The organism is Streptomyces sp. MBT53, from assembly GCF_016654115.1.
In the GTDB taxonomy this organism is placed as follows: Bacteria; Actinomycetota; Actinomycetes; order Streptomycetales; family Streptomycetaceae; genus Streptomyces.
Genome location: NZ_JAEQAZ010000064.1, coordinates 1 through 14,332, shown reverse-complemented (window position 1 = coordinate 14,332; position 14,332 = coordinate 1). Strand labels below are relative to the sequence as shown.

At 69.8% G+C, this 14,332-nt stretch carries 18 protein-coding genes; 9 read left to right on the top strand and 9 right to left on the bottom strand.

Going from position 1 to position 14,332, the window contains the following annotated elements:
- The first annotated feature begins 255 nt into the window (after positions 1–255).
- Both JHN45_RS23705 and JHN45_RS23700 read left to right on the top strand, forming a co-directional pair.
- Positions 256–897 (top strand): IclR family transcriptional regulator, encoded by a 642-nt coding sequence (locus tag JHN45_RS23705; RefSeq protein ID WP_200714276.1) that lies wholly within the window; start codon positions 256–258, stop codon positions 895–897.
- A 65-nt stretch (positions 898–962) separates the two neighbouring features.
- Positions 963–1,757: a S16 family serine protease gene (locus JHN45_RS23700; RefSeq protein ID WP_201050545.1), complete on the top strand. Its 795-nt coding sequence runs from the start codon at positions 963–965 to the stop codon at positions 1,755–1,757.
- Positions 1,758–1,764: 7 nt separating this feature from the next.
- Here JHN45_RS23700 and JHN45_RS23695 read toward each other — a convergent pair whose 3' ends face one another.
- The 7 genes from JHN45_RS23695 to JHN45_RS23665 all read right to left on the bottom strand — a co-directional run bounded on the left by JHN45_RS23695 (position 1,765) and on the right by JHN45_RS23665 (position 6,761).
- Complete coding sequence (locus JHN45_RS23695) at positions 1,765–1,947, bottom strand: hypothetical protein (protein WP_201050544.1); 183 nt, start codon at positions 1,945–1,947, stop codon at positions 1,765–1,767.
- A gap of 11 nt (positions 1,948–1,958) precedes the next feature.
- Positions 1,959–2,543, bottom strand: coding sequence for a transcriptional regulator (locus JHN45_RS23690; protein ID WP_200714273.1), 585 nt, complete (start codon positions 2,541–2,543; stop codon positions 1,959–1,961).
- 67 nt (positions 2,544–2,610) lie between these two features.
- Complete coding sequence (locus tag JHN45_RS23685) at positions 2,611–3,573, bottom strand: glycine betaine ABC transporter substrate-binding protein (protein ID WP_201050543.1); 963 nt, start codon at positions 3,571–3,573, stop codon at positions 2,611–2,613.
- Positions 3,570–4,385 carry an ABC transporter permease gene (locus tag JHN45_RS23680; RefSeq protein ID WP_201050542.1) on the bottom strand — a complete coding sequence of 272 codons (816 nt, stop codon included), beginning with the start codon at positions 4,383–4,385 and terminating at the stop codon, positions 3,570–3,572. The genes JHN45_RS23685 and JHN45_RS23680 overlap by 4 nt, the downstream gene beginning before the upstream one ends.
- On the bottom strand, positions 4,382–5,626 hold the full coding sequence (locus tag JHN45_RS23675; protein WP_201050541.1) for a betaine/proline/choline family ABC transporter ATP-binding protein: 1,245 nt from the start codon (positions 5,624–5,626) through the stop codon (positions 4,382–4,384). Before JHN45_RS23675 ends, JHN45_RS23680 begins: the two co-directional genes overlap by 4 nt.
- Positions 5,619–6,266 carry an ABC transporter permease gene (locus JHN45_RS23670; RefSeq protein ID WP_200714269.1) on the bottom strand — a complete coding sequence of 216 codons (648 nt, stop codon included), beginning with the start codon at positions 6,264–6,266 and terminating at the stop codon, positions 5,619–5,621. Before JHN45_RS23670 ends, JHN45_RS23675 begins: the two co-directional genes overlap by 8 nt.
- 12 nt (positions 6,267–6,278) lie before the next feature.
- Positions 6,279–6,761 (bottom strand): Lrp/AsnC family transcriptional regulator, encoded by a 483-nt coding sequence (locus JHN45_RS23665; RefSeq protein WP_200714283.1) that lies wholly within the window; start codon positions 6,759–6,761, stop codon positions 6,279–6,281.
- A 125-nt stretch (positions 6,762–6,886) separates the two neighbouring features.
- On the opposite strand from JHN45_RS23665, the gene hppD reads away from it, so the two are divergent.
- The 5 genes from hppD to nthA are packed head-to-tail and all read left to right on the top strand — an operon-like array spanning position 6,887 to position 10,133.
- Positions 6,887–8,041, top strand: a complete 1,155-nt coding sequence (gene hppD / locus JHN45_RS23660) for a 4-hydroxyphenylpyruvate dioxygenase (protein WP_201050540.1) — start codon at positions 6,887–6,889, stop codon at positions 8,039–8,041.
- A gap of 32 nt (positions 8,042–8,073) precedes the next feature.
- A complete protein-coding gene (locus tag JHN45_RS23655) occupies positions 8,074–8,940 on the top strand; it encodes a Teichoic acid biosynthesis protein C (Precursor) (protein WP_201050539.1) in 867 nt (288 codons plus the stop codon).
- Positions 8,941–8,967: 27 nt separating this feature from the next.
- Complete coding sequence (locus JHN45_RS54755; protein WP_201050538.1) at positions 8,968–9,249, top strand: SH3-like domain-containing protein; 282 nt, start codon at positions 8,968–8,970, stop codon at positions 9,247–9,249.
- Positions 9,242–9,562 (top strand): SH3-like domain-containing protein, encoded by a 321-nt coding sequence (locus JHN45_RS54750; RefSeq protein WP_201050537.1) that lies wholly within the window; start codon positions 9,242–9,244, stop codon positions 9,560–9,562. Before JHN45_RS54755 ends, JHN45_RS54750 begins: the two co-directional genes overlap by 8 nt.
- On the top strand, positions 9,552–10,133 hold the full coding sequence (gene nthA, locus JHN45_RS23640) for a nitrile hydratase subunit alpha (protein ID WP_200714264.1): 582 nt from the start codon (positions 9,552–9,554) through the stop codon (positions 10,131–10,133). The genes JHN45_RS54750 and nthA overlap by 11 nt, the downstream gene beginning before the upstream one ends.
- A 9-nt stretch (positions 10,134–10,142) precedes the next feature.
- Here nthA and JHN45_RS23635 read toward each other — a convergent pair whose 3' ends face one another.
- Entirely contained in the window at positions 10,143–11,624 is a 1,482-nt protein-coding gene (locus JHN45_RS23635; RefSeq protein ID WP_200714263.1) for a tetratricopeptide repeat protein, read from the bottom strand.
- A gap of 92 nt (positions 11,625–11,716) precedes the next feature.
- Between JHN45_RS23635 and JHN45_RS23630 the strand changes: the two genes are divergently transcribed.
- Positions 11,717–13,123 carry an FAD-binding oxidoreductase gene (locus tag JHN45_RS23630; RefSeq protein WP_201050536.1) on the top strand — a complete coding sequence of 469 codons (1,407 nt, stop codon included), beginning with the start codon at positions 11,717–11,719 and terminating at the stop codon, positions 13,121–13,123.
- 19 nt (positions 13,124–13,142) lie between these two features.
- Here JHN45_RS23630 and JHN45_RS23625 read toward each other — a convergent pair whose 3' ends face one another.
- Positions 13,143–13,616: an SsgA family sporulation/cell division regulator gene (locus JHN45_RS23625; RefSeq protein ID WP_019065934.1), complete on the bottom strand. Its 474-nt coding sequence runs from the start codon at positions 13,614–13,616 to the stop codon at positions 13,143–13,145.
- A 265-nt stretch (positions 13,617–13,881) separates the two neighbouring features.
- Between JHN45_RS23625 and JHN45_RS23620 the strand changes: the two genes are divergently transcribed.
- Positions 13,882–14,332 (top strand): DUF2510 domain-containing protein (locus JHN45_RS23620; RefSeq protein ID WP_201050535.1); only part of this gene is annotated, 451 nt, incomplete at its 3' end.

Here is a 14,332-nt window from a genome sequence, read left to right as displayed (position 1 = left end):
AAGCGAACCGGTCCGTACCAGGCAGTGCCCGGATTCTGGACGGAGACTTCCGCTCAGCGAACCCCCTTCGCTAGTGTCCCGCTACGCACACGCCCCGTGGCAGCGCCGCCGCGGAGCGCAGCCGTGAAGCGACTGGGCCCGGACACGCCGGGCCGCCTCGCCGATCGGCGGCCTCTGAAGCGCGTCACTGACGGGACTCGGTGACGCATCCGCCGCGAAGGGGCCGCCGACCTCACCACTTAAGGAGTGGGCGTCGTGACCGCGGAGACCTCCCAGACGCTCGACCGGGGACTGCGCGTCCTCAAACTGCTGGCCGACACCGACCACGGGCTGACCGTCACCGAACTTTCCAACAAACTGGGCGTCAACCGGACCGTGGTGTACCGGTTGCTGGCCACCCTCGAACAGCACGCTCTCGTACGACGTGATCTGGGCGGCCGGGCCCGGGTCGGGCTCGGGGTGCTGCGGCTCGGCCGCCAGGTGCACCCCCTCGTACGGGAGGCGGCGCTGCCCGCGCTGCGGTCACTGGCCGAGGACATCGGGGCGACCGCACACCTCACCCTGGTCGACGGGGCCGACGCCCTCGCCGTCGCGGTGGTCGAGCCCACCTGGACCGACTACCACGTGGCCTACCGGGCCGGCTTCCGCCATCCCCTGGACAAGGGAGCCGCGGGTCGCGCGATCCTCGCCGCCCGGCACCAGGGGGCCGACGAGCCCGGATACACGCTGACGCACGGGGAGTTGGAGGCGGGCGCGAGCGGCGCCGCGGCTCCGCTGCTCGGGGTCACGGGGGTCGAGGGCAGCGTCGGCGTGGTGATGCTGGCCGACGCCGTGCCCGAACGGGTGGGGCCGCGGGTCGTGGACGCGGCGCGGGAGGTCGCGGACGCGCTGCGCTGAGGCCATGGGCGGGCGTGGGGTGACCGGCGCCCGGCCGAAACCGACCGTCGCGTTAGATTGATCCCGTGCTCCTCTCTCGCCTCACGCGCCCCTGGGCCGTAGCCGTCTGTGCCCTGCCCGTCGTGGCGCTGCTCGCCACGGCGGGTTTCGCGCCGCTGCCGTTCTCGCTGGCGCAGCCCGGTCTGACCGCGAACGTGCTCGGCGAGAACAAGGGCACCCCGGTGATCACGATCTCCGGGGCGCCGGTGCGCACGACGAGCGGTCAGTTGCGCATGACGACGATCGAGGCGACCGGACCCGATCAGCATGTCTCGCTCAGCGATGTGATCGACAGCTGGTTCCGCACCGACCGGGCGGTCATGCCCCGTGACTCGGTCTACCCGAGCGGCAACAGCGTCAAGGAGATCGAGCAGCACAACACCCAGCAGATGCAGGAGTCGCAGGACGACGCGACCACGGCCGCGCTCAACTACCTGAACCTCAGCGACAAGAAGGTGAAGGTCACACTCACGCTCGCCGACGTGGGCGGCCCCAGCGCGGGCCTGCTGTTCACCCTGGGGATCATCGACAAGCTGAAGGGCGACGGCAACGGCGGCGACCTCACGGGCGGCCGCGTCATCGCCGGTACGGGGACGATCGGCACGGACGGCACGGTCGGCGCGGTCGGGGGAGTGGCTCTCAAGACCCAGGCCGCGCGCCGCGACGGGGCGACGGTGTTCCTGGTGCCGAAGGCCGAGTGCTCGGACGCCAAGTCCGAACTGCCCAAGGGCCTACGACTGGTCGCGGTCACCTCACTGAAGGGCGCGGTCGGCGCCCTGGAGGCGCTGGAGTCCGGCAAGGGTTCCGTGCCGGGCTGCTAGGACAGGCCTAGGCGACAGCGGGCTGCGGACCGGTCGCGGCAAGACGCAGGCCCAGCTCTACGAGGGTCCAGCCGAGGCGGGTCCGGAGTTCCCGCGGGGGCCTGGCGGCGAGGGCGAGGCGGTGGGCGTCGGCCTGGGCGTGGAGGTCGGCAATGTGGCAGGCGGCGAGCTGCGCGGAGTTGCCGTTCATGGTGGTGCCTCTCAATCCGTGTCGATGGGGAACAGGTGGGTGTGGATGCGCACTTGCTCGGAGCCGGGGGTGGCCTTGTCGAGGTCGAGGTCCCGGTAGCCGACGATCAGTTCGTGCATCTTGCCGATGAGCTCGCGGGCCAGATCAGGCGTCAGCCGCAGCGACATGTCGCTCATGTCAGAGGAACGGAACCAGTCGTCCGGCCAGTTCTCGCGGGTGTCGAGCCAGGTCGACAGCTCGCGGGTGTGGGCGTTGGCGACTTCGTGCAGGAACAGCTCAGCCGCACCGCGTACTTCTGGAGCGGCGTCCTTGAACTGCTCGCTGTTGAACACCAGCCCCTGATCGACCGCCCGCCACCAGCGTTCCCGCCCTTTGCCGTGTTCCGGTGCGTCTTCGACGAAGCCGTGCACGGCAAGTTGGCGCAGGTGATAGCTGGTCGCTCCGCTGGACTCGCCCAGTTTCGCGGCCAGTTGGGAGGCCGTGGCGGGACCTCCGCGCCGCAGCGCGTCCAGCAGTTGCATGCGCAGCGGATGCGCGATGCCACGCAGCGAGCGGGCGTCGAGAACGCGCGGAGTGCGGTCTTCGGGTTCCTGCATGCTTACAAAGGTAGCGTTGCAAAGGAGTCGTTGCAAGCTGTTCTTTGCAACTGGTCCTTTGTAACCCCTACTTGACCAACCCCTCCGCCTTCATCCAGCCCAACGCCACCTGGTGCGGGTCCTCCCCGTCGACGTCCACCTTCGCGTTCAACGCCTGCGCCACCGTGTTGTTCAGCTTCTTCGTGACCGGGGCGAGAACCTCCGCGATCGCCGGCCACTTCTTCAGGGCCTTGGTGTTGATCTCGGGCGCCGCGTTGTAGTTGGGGAAGAACTTCTTGTCGTCGGCCATCACCGCGAGGTTCATCGACTTGATGCGGCCGTCGGTGGTGAAGACCTCGCCGTAGGTGCAACTCCCCTTCTTCACCTGGGTGTAGATGATCCCGGTGTCCATCTGCGTGATGTTCTTCGCGGGCAGACTCATCCCGTACGCCTTCTGCATGCCGGGCAGTCCGTCCGCGCGGTTGGCGAACTCGCTCTCCACGCACACCGTCACCGCGCCCGGGTCCTTCTTCGCCAGCGCGGCCACGTCCGACAGCGTCTTCGTGCCGTACTTCTCGAAGTTGGCCTGGTTCATGGCCAGCGCGTAGGTGTTGTTGAGGGCGGAGGGAGGCAGCCAGGTCAGACCGTTCTTCAGGTCCGCGTCCCGGACCGCCTGCCACTGTTTCATCGGGTCGGTGATCGGCTTGCTGTTGCCGAGGTAGGTGATCCACGCGGTGCCGGTGTACTCGTACATCCCGTCCGCGTCACCGGACTTGACGGCCTCCCGCGCGCCGATCGAACCCTGGATGCCGGTCCGGTCGAGGACGTCCGCTCCGGCCGCCTCGAAAGCGATGCCCATCATCGCGCCGAGGATCAGCTGCTCGGTGAACTCCTTCGACGTGACGGTGAGATGGGCGCCCTTGAGGGGCTCGCCCCGCCCGACCGTGCCGGGACTGACGTCGTCGACCATCGGGGAGCCGCTGGTCAGTCCGCAGCCGGAGACGACGACGAGCGCGCCGACCGTCACCAGACCCAGACAGGTCCGCTTCACGTGCCCACCTCCAACCCCCGTGGGCGCAGCAGCAGTTCGGCCAGGGAGGCCAGCCAGTCCACCAGCAGGGCGAGACTGACCGTGAGAATCGAACCGAGGACCAGGACGGGCATCCGCTGGGTGGTGATGCCGGTGGTGATCAGGACACCCAGGCCGCCGCCTCCGCCGAAGGTCGCCAGGGTCGCCGTACCGACGTTGAGGACCAGGGCCGTTCGGACGCCCGCCAGGATCAGCGGGACCGCGAGAGGCAGCTCCACCCGTCCCAGGACGCCGAGTTGGGACATGCCGATACCCCTGGCCGCCTCCAGCAGAGTCGGGTCGTTGGCCTTCAGGCCGGCGATGGTGTTGGAGAGGACCGGCAGGACGGCGTAGATGATGATGCCGATCAGGGCCGCCTTCTCGCCGGTGCCCAGCCAGATCACCAGCAGGGCCAACAGGCCGATCGCCGGGGTGGCCTGGCCCATGTTGGCGAAGGTCATCGCCACCGGGGCGGCCTTCCGGAACGCCCCGCGGGTCAGCAGGATGCCCAGCGGGATCGCGATGATCAGCACGAAGAACGTGGAGATCACGGTGAGTTGGACATGCTGCCAAAGCGCCTTGCTCACCTGTCCGTTGGAGAGCGCGTTCTCCGAAATGGCGTCCAGGTGGGCCTGGTCGAACCACAGCCAGGTCGCCAGCAGGACCGCCACCAGGAACGCGGGCAGGATGGTCAGCTTCTGCCAGGTGATCCGGCGTTTGGGGGGAGCCGGAGGCGCCGGGGCCGCCGTCTCCTCCTCCTCGTCCAGTCCGGGAAGTTCGGGAGTGGTCGTCACGCCTTCTCCTCCCCTCCGGCGCCCTCCTGCTCGGCGTGCGTCTGGAGGGCCCGGGCCTCCTCCAGCTCGTGCTGCGCCTCCATCGCCTCCAGCCGGTCGGCCTCCAGGAGTTCGTGCACGGAGTTCATCAGCGTCTCCATGTCGACGACACCGATGTACTCGCCGCGTCGCCCGGTCACCGCGACCCGCCCCGCGTTGTCCGTCAGCACGGCCTCCAGCGCGTCCCGGAGCGTCGCGTCACGCGTCACCGTGTCGCTGACCAGCGTGCCCGCCCGGGCCAGCGAACCCTTGGCGCGCATCATGTCGCCGCGCCGCAGCCACTTGTAGGGCCGGCCGCGCTTGTCGAGCAGCAGGATCTCGTTGGTGCCGCTGTCCCGGAGCTTGTTGAAGATGGTCTGGAGCGGGTCGTCCACCGTGACCGTCGGATAGTCGGTGATCTCCACGTCCCGGACCCGGGTGAGGTTGAGCCGTTTCAGGGCCGCCCCGGCGCCGACGAACCCGGACACGAAGTCGTCCGCCGGGTTGGTGAGGATCGCCTCCGGGGTGTCGAACTGGGCGATGTGCGAGCGTTCGCGCAGCACCGCGATCCGGTCGCCCAGTTTGATCGCCTCGTCGAAGTCGTGGGTGACGAAGACGATCGTCTTGTGCAGTTCGTGCTGGAGCCTGATCAACTCGTCCTGGAGATGGTCGCGGGTGATCGGATCGACCGCGCCGAACGGCTCGTCCATCAGCAGCACCGGCGGATCCGCCGCCAACGCCCGTGCCACGCCCACGCGTTGCTGCTGCCCGCCGGACAGCTGACGCGGATAGCGGCCCTGGAACTCACCGGCGTCGAGACCGACCAGGTCGAGCATCTCCTCCACCCGGTCCCTGATGCGGGACTTCGACCAGCCGATCATCCTCGGGACGAGTGCGATGTTCTGGGCGACCGTCATGTGCGGGAAGAGCCCGCTGGACTGGATCGCGTAGCCGACCTTGCGGCGCAGCTTCACCGGGTCGATGTCGGTGACGTCCTCGCCGTTGATGCGGATCCGGCCGCCGGTCGGTTCGATCAGCCGGTTGATCATCTTGAGCGTGGTCGACTTGCCGCAGCCGGAGGGCCCGACGAAGACGACCAACTCGCCCGCCTTGATCTCCATGTTGACGCTGTCGACCGCCGGCTGCGGACTGCCGGGATACCGCTTGGTCAGGTTCTCCAGCTCGATGGAGGCACCGGAGGTAGTCGTAGCGGCCTCAGACACGGATCCCCCTGGGAATGGTCAGCCGTCCCAGCAGGACGTACGCGGCGTCGAACAGCAGCGCCAGGACGATGATCCCGAGCGTGCCCGCGAGCACCTGGTTGAGGGCGTTCTTGCTGCCCAGCGAGCCGATGCCGCGGAAGATCTCGTTGCCGAGACCGGGCCCGGAGGCGTACGCCGCGATGGCCGCGATGCCCATCAGCATCTGGGTGGAGACCCGGATGCCGGTGAGGATCGGCGGCCAGGCCAGCGGCAGTTCGACCCGCGCCAGCCGCATCAGCCGGGACATCCCGATGCCCTTCGCCGCGTCCACCAGGGACGGGTCGACCCCGCGCAGGCCCACGATCGCGTTCCGGACGATCGGCAGCAGGCCGTACAGGGTCAGCGCGATCACCGTGGGCGGGACGCCGAGCCCCACGATCGGAATGAGCAGACCGATCATGGCGAGCGACGGAATGGTCAGAATGGTCGAGGTGGCCGTGGTGGCCAGATTGCCCGCCCACTCGCTCCTGTACGTCACGACACCGATCACCACCCCGATCAGCGTGGCCACGACCATGCACTGGAAGACCGCGCTGGCGTGTTGGTAGGCGTCGGTGAGCAGCTGCTGGTGCCGGTTGCCCACGTACTCCCAGAAGCTCACATGCACACACCCCTACGTCGGCCGGTTCACGTCCTCGGCCGCCTGTTTCACCAGCGGGATGACCCGCAGCGGAACGGGGTTCTCCATCACGATCGCGGTGGCGGCCCGGACAATGCCATCAAAGCCGACAACCCGGTCGATGACCCGCTGGAGATCGGCGTTCGAGCGGGCCACCAGCCGGCACAGCATGTCCCCGCTGCCGGTGGTGGTGTGCAGTTCGAGCACCTCCGGGACGGTCGCCAAGTGCGCCCGCACGTCCGTGCCTTGCCCCTGCCGGATCTCCAGCGTCGCGAACGCCGTGACCGGATAGCCGAGCGCCGCCGGATCCACCTGCGGACCGAACCCGCGGATGACTCCATTCGACTGAAGCCGGTCCAGCCGCGCCTGCGCCGTCCCCCGGGCGACCCCGAGCCGCCGGGACATCTCCAGTACGCCGATGCGCGGCTCCTCGGCCAGCAGCACGATGATCCGGCCGTCGAGCTGATCGATGCCCATGCCGACGCCTCCCACGATGGTCATCATGTACAGAAAGTCCGCAGAAACGGTCCCTGCACTGAACAGCCTGCCCAGCGGATACGCAAACTATTGCGCACCTTGCGGAGCGGAGGGAGCCTGCGCTCATGGCTGTCATCGCTGCGAACACTCACCAGACCCCCGACACCGCCCGGCAGGCCGACCCCTTCCCGGTCAAGGGAATGGACGCGGTCGTCTTCGCCGTGGGCAACGCCAAGCAGGCGGCGCACTACTACTCCACGGCCTTCGGCATGACCCTGGTCGCCTACTCCGGACCGGAGAACGGCAGCCGCGAGACCGCCTCGTACGTCCTCACCAACGGCTCCGCCCGCTTCGTGTTCACCTCCGTGATCAAGCCCGCCGGCCCCTGGGGCGAGTTCCTCACCCGGCATGTGGCCGAGCACGGCGACGGCGTCGTCGACCTCGCCATCGAGGTCCCGGACGCCCGCGCCGCCCACGCCTACGCCGTCGGGCACGGCGCCCGCTCGCTCGCCGAGCCGCATGAGCTGAAGGACGAGCACGGCACGGTCGTCCTCGCCGCGATCGCCACCTACGGCGAGACCCGCCACACGCTCGTCGAGCGCGTCGACTACGACGGCCCGTACCTCCCCGGCTTCGCCCCCGCCGACCCGCTCGTCGAGGCGCCCGCCCACCGCACGTTCCAGGCCATCGACCACTGCGTCGGCAATGTCGAACTGGGCCACATGAACGAGTGGGTCGGCTTCTACAACAAGGTCATGGGCTTCACGAACATGAAGGAGTTCGTGGGCGACGACATCGCCACCGAGTACAGCGCGCTGATGTCGAAGGTCGTCGCCGACGGCACCCTGAAGGTCAAGTTCCCGATCAACGAACCGGCCGTCGCCAAGAAGAAGTCCCAGATCGACGAGTACCTGGAGTTCTACGGCGGCGCGGGCGTCCAGCACATCGCGCTCAACACCAACGACATCGTGCGGACGGTACGGACCATGCGCGCGGCCGGGGTCAAGTTCCTCGACACCCCCGACTCGTACTACGACACCCTCGGCGAGTGGGTCGGTGACACCCGCGTCCCCGTCGAGACCCTGCGCGAGCTGAAGATCCTCGCCGACCGCGACGAGGACGGGTACCTTCTCCAGATCTTCACCAAGCCGGTCCAGGACCGTCCTACGGTGTTCTTCGAACTCATCGAGCGGCACGGCTCGATGGGCTTCGGGAAGGGCAACTTCAAGGCCCTGTTCGAGGCGATCGAGCGGGAGCAGGAAAAGCGGGGCAACCTGTAACTCACGGGTCCCGCAAGGGACTTGGGAGGACCGTGGCCGACGCGCCCATCGACCTGACCGCACCGGCGGTGCGCTGGCTCTGGAACAAGGGCACCCTGCACGAACCCACGGTCCTCCAGTCGTTCGCCCTCGACGAGGTCCACCAGCGCCTGTACGTCCTCCAGTTGAGGCAGGGCGGCGCCGACGCGGGCAACCTCTGCCTCAACCAGCTCGACTACAAAGGCACTTCGCTCGGTCACATGCACCTCCAGGGCTTCGGGCACGGCGTCAGTATGGGCGTGCAGAACACCCCCGACGGCGACGTCTGGATCTGGACCGAGGCCGCCGCCAAGGCCGGTTCCGGCGGCGCCTACGGCCAGGCCGTCACCCGCTTCCACTTCGCGAACGGCACGGTCCGCACCGCCGCCGACGTGGCGATCCGCAAGCCGATCGCGGACTCCACCAACAACCAGCCCACGGTCTGCATGACCTCGAACCGCATCGCCATCCGCTACCGCATCGCCAACCGACCCCGTTACCGCATATGGGACTTGGACGCCTTCGTGGCCCGCGACTACGCCACACCGCTCGCCGACATACCCCAGACCGGCGCCCACCCCGACCCGAAGATCCCGTTCCAGGGCTACGCCCTCGACGGCGACCACCTCTACCAACTCGCGGGCACCGCCTACGACTCCACCACCAACCCGCCCGCGCGACACGGCAACACCTACGTCTCCTGCCTCGACATCCGCACCGGCGAACTCCTCCAGCAGTCCCGCACGGAGGCCGCCTACACCCTCACCCACCGCGAACCCGAGGGCCTGGCGGTCCGCACGAAACCCGACACCCGCCTGTGCGTGGGTTTCGCGTCCGGAGAGCCCGGGGCACGCCGGTTCTCGCTCTGCCACAAGCCGTAGCCACGCTCTCCGCCCTACTCTGCTCCCATGGCCAGGATCAACGACGTGGGCGGCACCGAGGGCTTCGGCGCCATCGACACCACCGACGACGCCGAGCCCTTCCACGCCGACTGGGAGGCGCGGGTCGTCGGGCTGTTCAACGCCCTGCGCGCGCGAGGGATCGTCAACACCAACGAGTTCCGGGACGCGATCGAGGCCATCCCGCCCGTCGCGTACCTCTCGATGCCGTACTACGAACGCTGGTTCACCGCGCTCACCGCCCTGCTGGAACGCAAGGGCGTCATCGAACCGGGTGAGCTGGATGACTGACCGCTTCCCGCCCGGCACCCGGGTCCGGACCTTCCGGCACGACCCGCCGCACCACACCCGCCTGCCCCGGTACGCGCGCGGCAAATGCGGTGTCGTGGTCGAAGCGGAGGGCCATGCCGAACTGGCCGACATCAGTGCGCGGGGGAGCGGGGACGCGCCGGTGGAGCAGGTGTACGCGGTGCGGTTCGCGGCCCGGGACCTGTGGGGAAAGGGCGACCACCACGTCGTACTCGACCTGTGGGAAAGCTACTTGGAAGCGTGCGAAGCGGAACACGAAGCGGAACACGAAGAGGATCGTGACGATGAGCGGTGACCACGAGGACGCCTCGATCTCCCGGCGGGTACGGCGACTCGAGACCCTGCTGGAGGAGAAGGGGATCGTCCCGGGCGGAGCGGTCGACGAGGTGCTCGACGCGTTCCTCTCGGGCGCGTCGCCGGTGAACGGGGCGCGGGTCGTGGCCCACGCCTGGACCGACGAGGCCTACCGGGCACGGCTGTTGACGGACGGCACGGCGGCCGTCCAGGAACTCGGCTTCATGGACGGCTCGTTCCAGCGTCTGCGGGTCGTGGAGAACACCGACGCGACGCACAACGTCATCGTCTGCACCCTGTGCTCCTGCTACCCGCTCCCCCTCCTCGGCCCGTCCCCGGGCTGGTACAAGTCGGAGGCCTACCGCTCGCGTGTCGTGCGCGAACCCCGTTCCGTACTGGCCGAGTTCGGCCTGACCCTGCCCACGACCACGGACATCACCGTGTGGGACTCCAGCGCGGAGACCCGCTACATGGTGCTGCCGCTCAGGCCCGCCGGCACGGAGTCGCTGACGGAGGACGAACTGGCCGCACTCGTCACCCGCAACGCGCTGATCGGCACGGCGGCCGTGTGACGCGAAGGCTCAACCCGCCTTCTCCTGCTGCTCCTTGTCCTGCGGATCCTTGTCCGTGGGCAGGGGCTCGGCCGGTGGCTCGCCCAGTTCCGCCAGCGCCTGCTGCGCCTGCGGCACCCGCAGCGGGGAGAAGTACGGGTTGATCTGCAGCGCCTCCTGGAGGTGCCGGCGCGCGGAGGCGGGCTTGTCCAACTCCCGCTCGATCATGCCCCGGTGGAACGCGTACAGCGCGTCCCGCACCCCGCCCCCGTGCACCTTGTCCGTCGCCGTCGACGCGAACTTCAGCGCCTCCGCGTCCTGCCCGGCCCGGTGCAGCGCCCACCCCAGCGCGTCCGCCACCGCGATCCCCGGCTGCCTGGCCCACTCGCCGCGCAGCCGTCGTACGGCATCCCGTGCGTCCCCGTGGTCCGCCTCGAACACACCGAGCACCAGCTCGTCGTCGACACCGCCCGCCGCGTCCCTGGTCGCCAGGGTCCGCAAGGTGTCGTACTGGACCCGGGCCGCCTGGCTGAGACCCAGCGACTCGTACAACTCGCCCAGTTCCAGGGCGTATTGGGGGGTCGGCTGCTTGGCGAGGGCGACCTGGTAGGCGTTCAGGGCCTCCGAGGTGCGGCCCAGTGCCGCCAGTGCCCTGCCCTCCCCGGCGAGCGCCTCCCGCTGGTCGGGGTCGATCCGTACGGCCGCCTCGAAGTGCCGTAGCGCCACCTCCCGGTCCCCGCGCTCCCAGGCCAGCTCACCGGCCCGCTGCCACCAGGCCGCCTGTTCGGCGGGCGCGGTCGCCCTGGCCGCCGCGTCGGCGATCTGGGCGGCGGCGTCCTCGCGCCAGCCCCGGTCGCGGTAGACCTCGGCGGCGCGCGCCATCACGGCGGGTCCGGAGTGCAGTTCCTGGAGCTTTTCGAGGGTCCGCCGGGTCGCCTTGTAGTCGCCGAGGCCGGTGTAGGCGTCGATCAGCAGCGGGTACGTCGTCCAGCGCTTCGGCGCCAGCTTCACCGCGGCCTCGCCCCAGGTCCGGGCTGCCCGGAAGTCCCGCCGCTCGTTCGCCAGGGCCGTCAGACCGTCCATCGCCACAGCGCTCGCGTCGTTCCCCTTCGCGCGGACCTTCAGCGAGGTGTGGAGGGCGTCGTCGGCCTTCGGGTAGTAGAGGGCGTCACCGGTGCGCCGCCCCTGCTCCACGTAGGCCACCCCGAGCACTGCCCAGGAGCGCGCGTCCGTCGGACGGGCCCGCACCCGGGCCTCGCGGTCGCCGATCAGCGCGGCCAGGTCGGGCAGCGCGGCCGGCACCCCCGCGGTCACCGCGGTCAGCGCCTGCGTCTTGGGGCCCGGTGCGGGTGGCGGCGCCGGACGCGGTTCCTCGGGCAGCAGCCACAGCAGCCCGCCGACCACGGCACACCCGGCGACCGAGGCGATCAGCACCCGCCGCAGAACGGGGGAGCGGCGCTTGCGAGCCTCCGCCACCAGGGACGTACCCGGGCTCCGCTGTTCGTTCTCCATGGCGCTCACTGTGCGTCACTACGACGACCGCGCCCCGGCAGCCGAAGCCGCGCGCGGACGGGGTTCACACCGATGGCCGCGAGTGCGACGCTGTGATCATGAGCCGTATCGAAGCGCCTCGCGACCACGACACCGGATCCCTTCTCGACCGCCTGCTGACCGGGCTGCCCGCCGAGGCCGTCCTCACCGACCCGGACGTCACGGTCTCGTACGCCAACGACATGGCGAGCTTCTGCCCGTCCGGCACCCCCGCCGCCGTCGTGCTGCCGCGCACGGTCGAACACGTCCAGCACGTGATGCGCGTCGCCACCGAACTGCGCGTCCCGGTCGTCCCGCAGGGCGCCCGCACCGGCCTGTCGGGCGCGGCGAACGCCTCCGAGGGCTGCATCGTGGTGTCCCTCGTCAAGATGGACCGCATCCTGGAGATCAGCCCGGTCGACCGCATCGCGGTCGTCGAGCCGGGCGTCATCAACGCGACCCTCTCCCGCGCGGTCAACGAACACGGCCTGTACTACCCGCCCGACCCCTCCAGCTGGGAGATGTGCACCATCGGCGGCAACATCGGCACCGCCTCGGGCGGGCTGTGCTGCGTGAAGTACGGGGTGACGGCCGAGTACGTCCTGGGCCTCGACGTCGTCCTCGCCGACGGGCGACTCATGACCACCGGCCGGCGTACGGCCAAGGGCGTCGCCGGATACGACCTGACCCGCCTGTTCGTCGGCTCGGAGGGCTCGCTCGGCATCGTCGTGAAGGCGGTGCTTGCGCTGAAGCCGCAGCCGCCCCAACAGCTCGTCCTGGCCGCGGAGTTCGGGTCCGCGGCGGAGGCCTGCGACGCCGTGTGCCGGATCATGGAGGGCGGACACGTGCCGTCCCTCCTCGAACTGATGGACCGTACGACCGTCAAGGCCGTCAACGACCTCGCGCACATGGGACTGCCGGAGAGCACCGAGGCGCTGCTGCTCGCGGCCTTCGACACGCTCGACCCCGCCGCCGACCTGGCCGCCGTAGGAGCCCTCTGCGAGGCGGCCGGAGCCACGGAGGTGGTGCCCGCCGAGGACGCGGCCGAGTCCGAACTGCTGCTCCAGGCGCGGCGGTTGTCGCTCACGGCGCTGGAGGCGGTCAAGGGCACGACGATGATCGACGACGTGTGCGTGCCCCGGTCACGGCTCGGCGAGATGCTCGAAGGGGTCGAACGGATCGCGGAGAAGTACCAGTTGACGATCGGCGTCTGCGCGCACGCGGGCGACGGCAACACCCACCCCACCGTCTGCTTCGACGCGCAGGACCCCGACGAGTCCCGGCGCGCCCGCGAGTCCTTCGACGAGATCATGGCCCTCGGCCTGGAACTCGGCGGCACCATCACCGGCGAACACGGCGTCGGTGTCCTGAAGAAGGAGTGGCTGGCCCGCGAGATCGGACCGGTGGGCGTGGAGATGCAGCGGGCGGTCAAGGCGACCTTCGACCCGCTGGGGATCCTCAACCCCGGCAAACTCTTCTGACCCCGTCCCGTTCTACGGCTCACTCCCCGTCCCGCGACTCGTCCGACGGCCACGGGTCGCGCAGCCACAGGTCGTCGGCCGGGGTCGGTGCGAGCAGCTCGGCCAGGCCGTCGTCGATACCGAGCTGCTCGGCCTCAGAGCCCGGAGGCACCACCCGCAGGGTCCGCTCCAGCCACGCCGACACCTGGGCCGCCGGGGCCTCCAGGAGGGCGTCCCCGTCGGGTGAACTCAGCGCCATCAGGACGACGCTGCGCCCCTCCACCTTCGTCGGCCACACCCGCACGTCCCCGTGCCCGCACGGCCGGAACACCCCCTCGACGAGGAGTTCGCGGGCGAACGTCCAGTGCACGGGGTGCTCGGAGTTGATGTGGAAGGAGATGTGGACGGCGTACGGGTCGTCCGTGCGGTAGCTGAGCCGGGCCGGAACGGGAATGCTCCGTTCCGGCGACAGGATCAGCTTCAGCTCCAACTCCCGCTCTACGACTGTGTGCATGACGTGTGTCCTCTCGTGCTCGCCGGGTCCCGCGGTGGGCCCGTACGAGTGGAGAGGGCGTGCGGCCGGAAGCATTACGCGACTTCGGGAAACTTTTTTTCCGCGAGGCTTCGCGAAGGCGCCACGGGGCTTCGAGGCGTGTGGACTCCGTGCACGAGCTTGCCCGGAAAGGAGTGGGTCGGGCGGGACGGGCAGTGGCGATGGCACAGGTCTGATAGATGTGGACACCCTCATTCGACCTCCGAGCAGATACGGGACGACGGACATGAGCGCCCCAACCCCGGCACCCGGTGACGACAGGCCCCGCGAGGGGTACTACCCGGACCCGTCCATTCCTGGATACGTCCGGTACTGGAACGGCGCGTCCTGGGTGCCCGGCACCAGCCGCCCGGCGCCGTCGGACGGGCTGGCGCCCGGCGCGGGCCCGTCCGTCGAGGAGACCGGCCCGCACTTCTTCGACGAGGACCCCGAGCCGGCATCGGCCTGGGGCGCGGACCGCGCCCACCAGAGCGGTTTCGGCGGCGCCCGCGACCACCACGTCTCCTGGGGCGCCCCGGACCCGAGGCTCCCCGCCCAGCAGGACGAACCGTCCAACCCCGGCACGTTCGTCTTCCACCGCCAGACCCCGGCCCCGGACCTCCCCGACGAGGGCACGACGACTTTCCGCCGCCAGGCCCCGCCCTGTTGCGGGGTGCGCGGGGCCTGGCGGCGGAAAG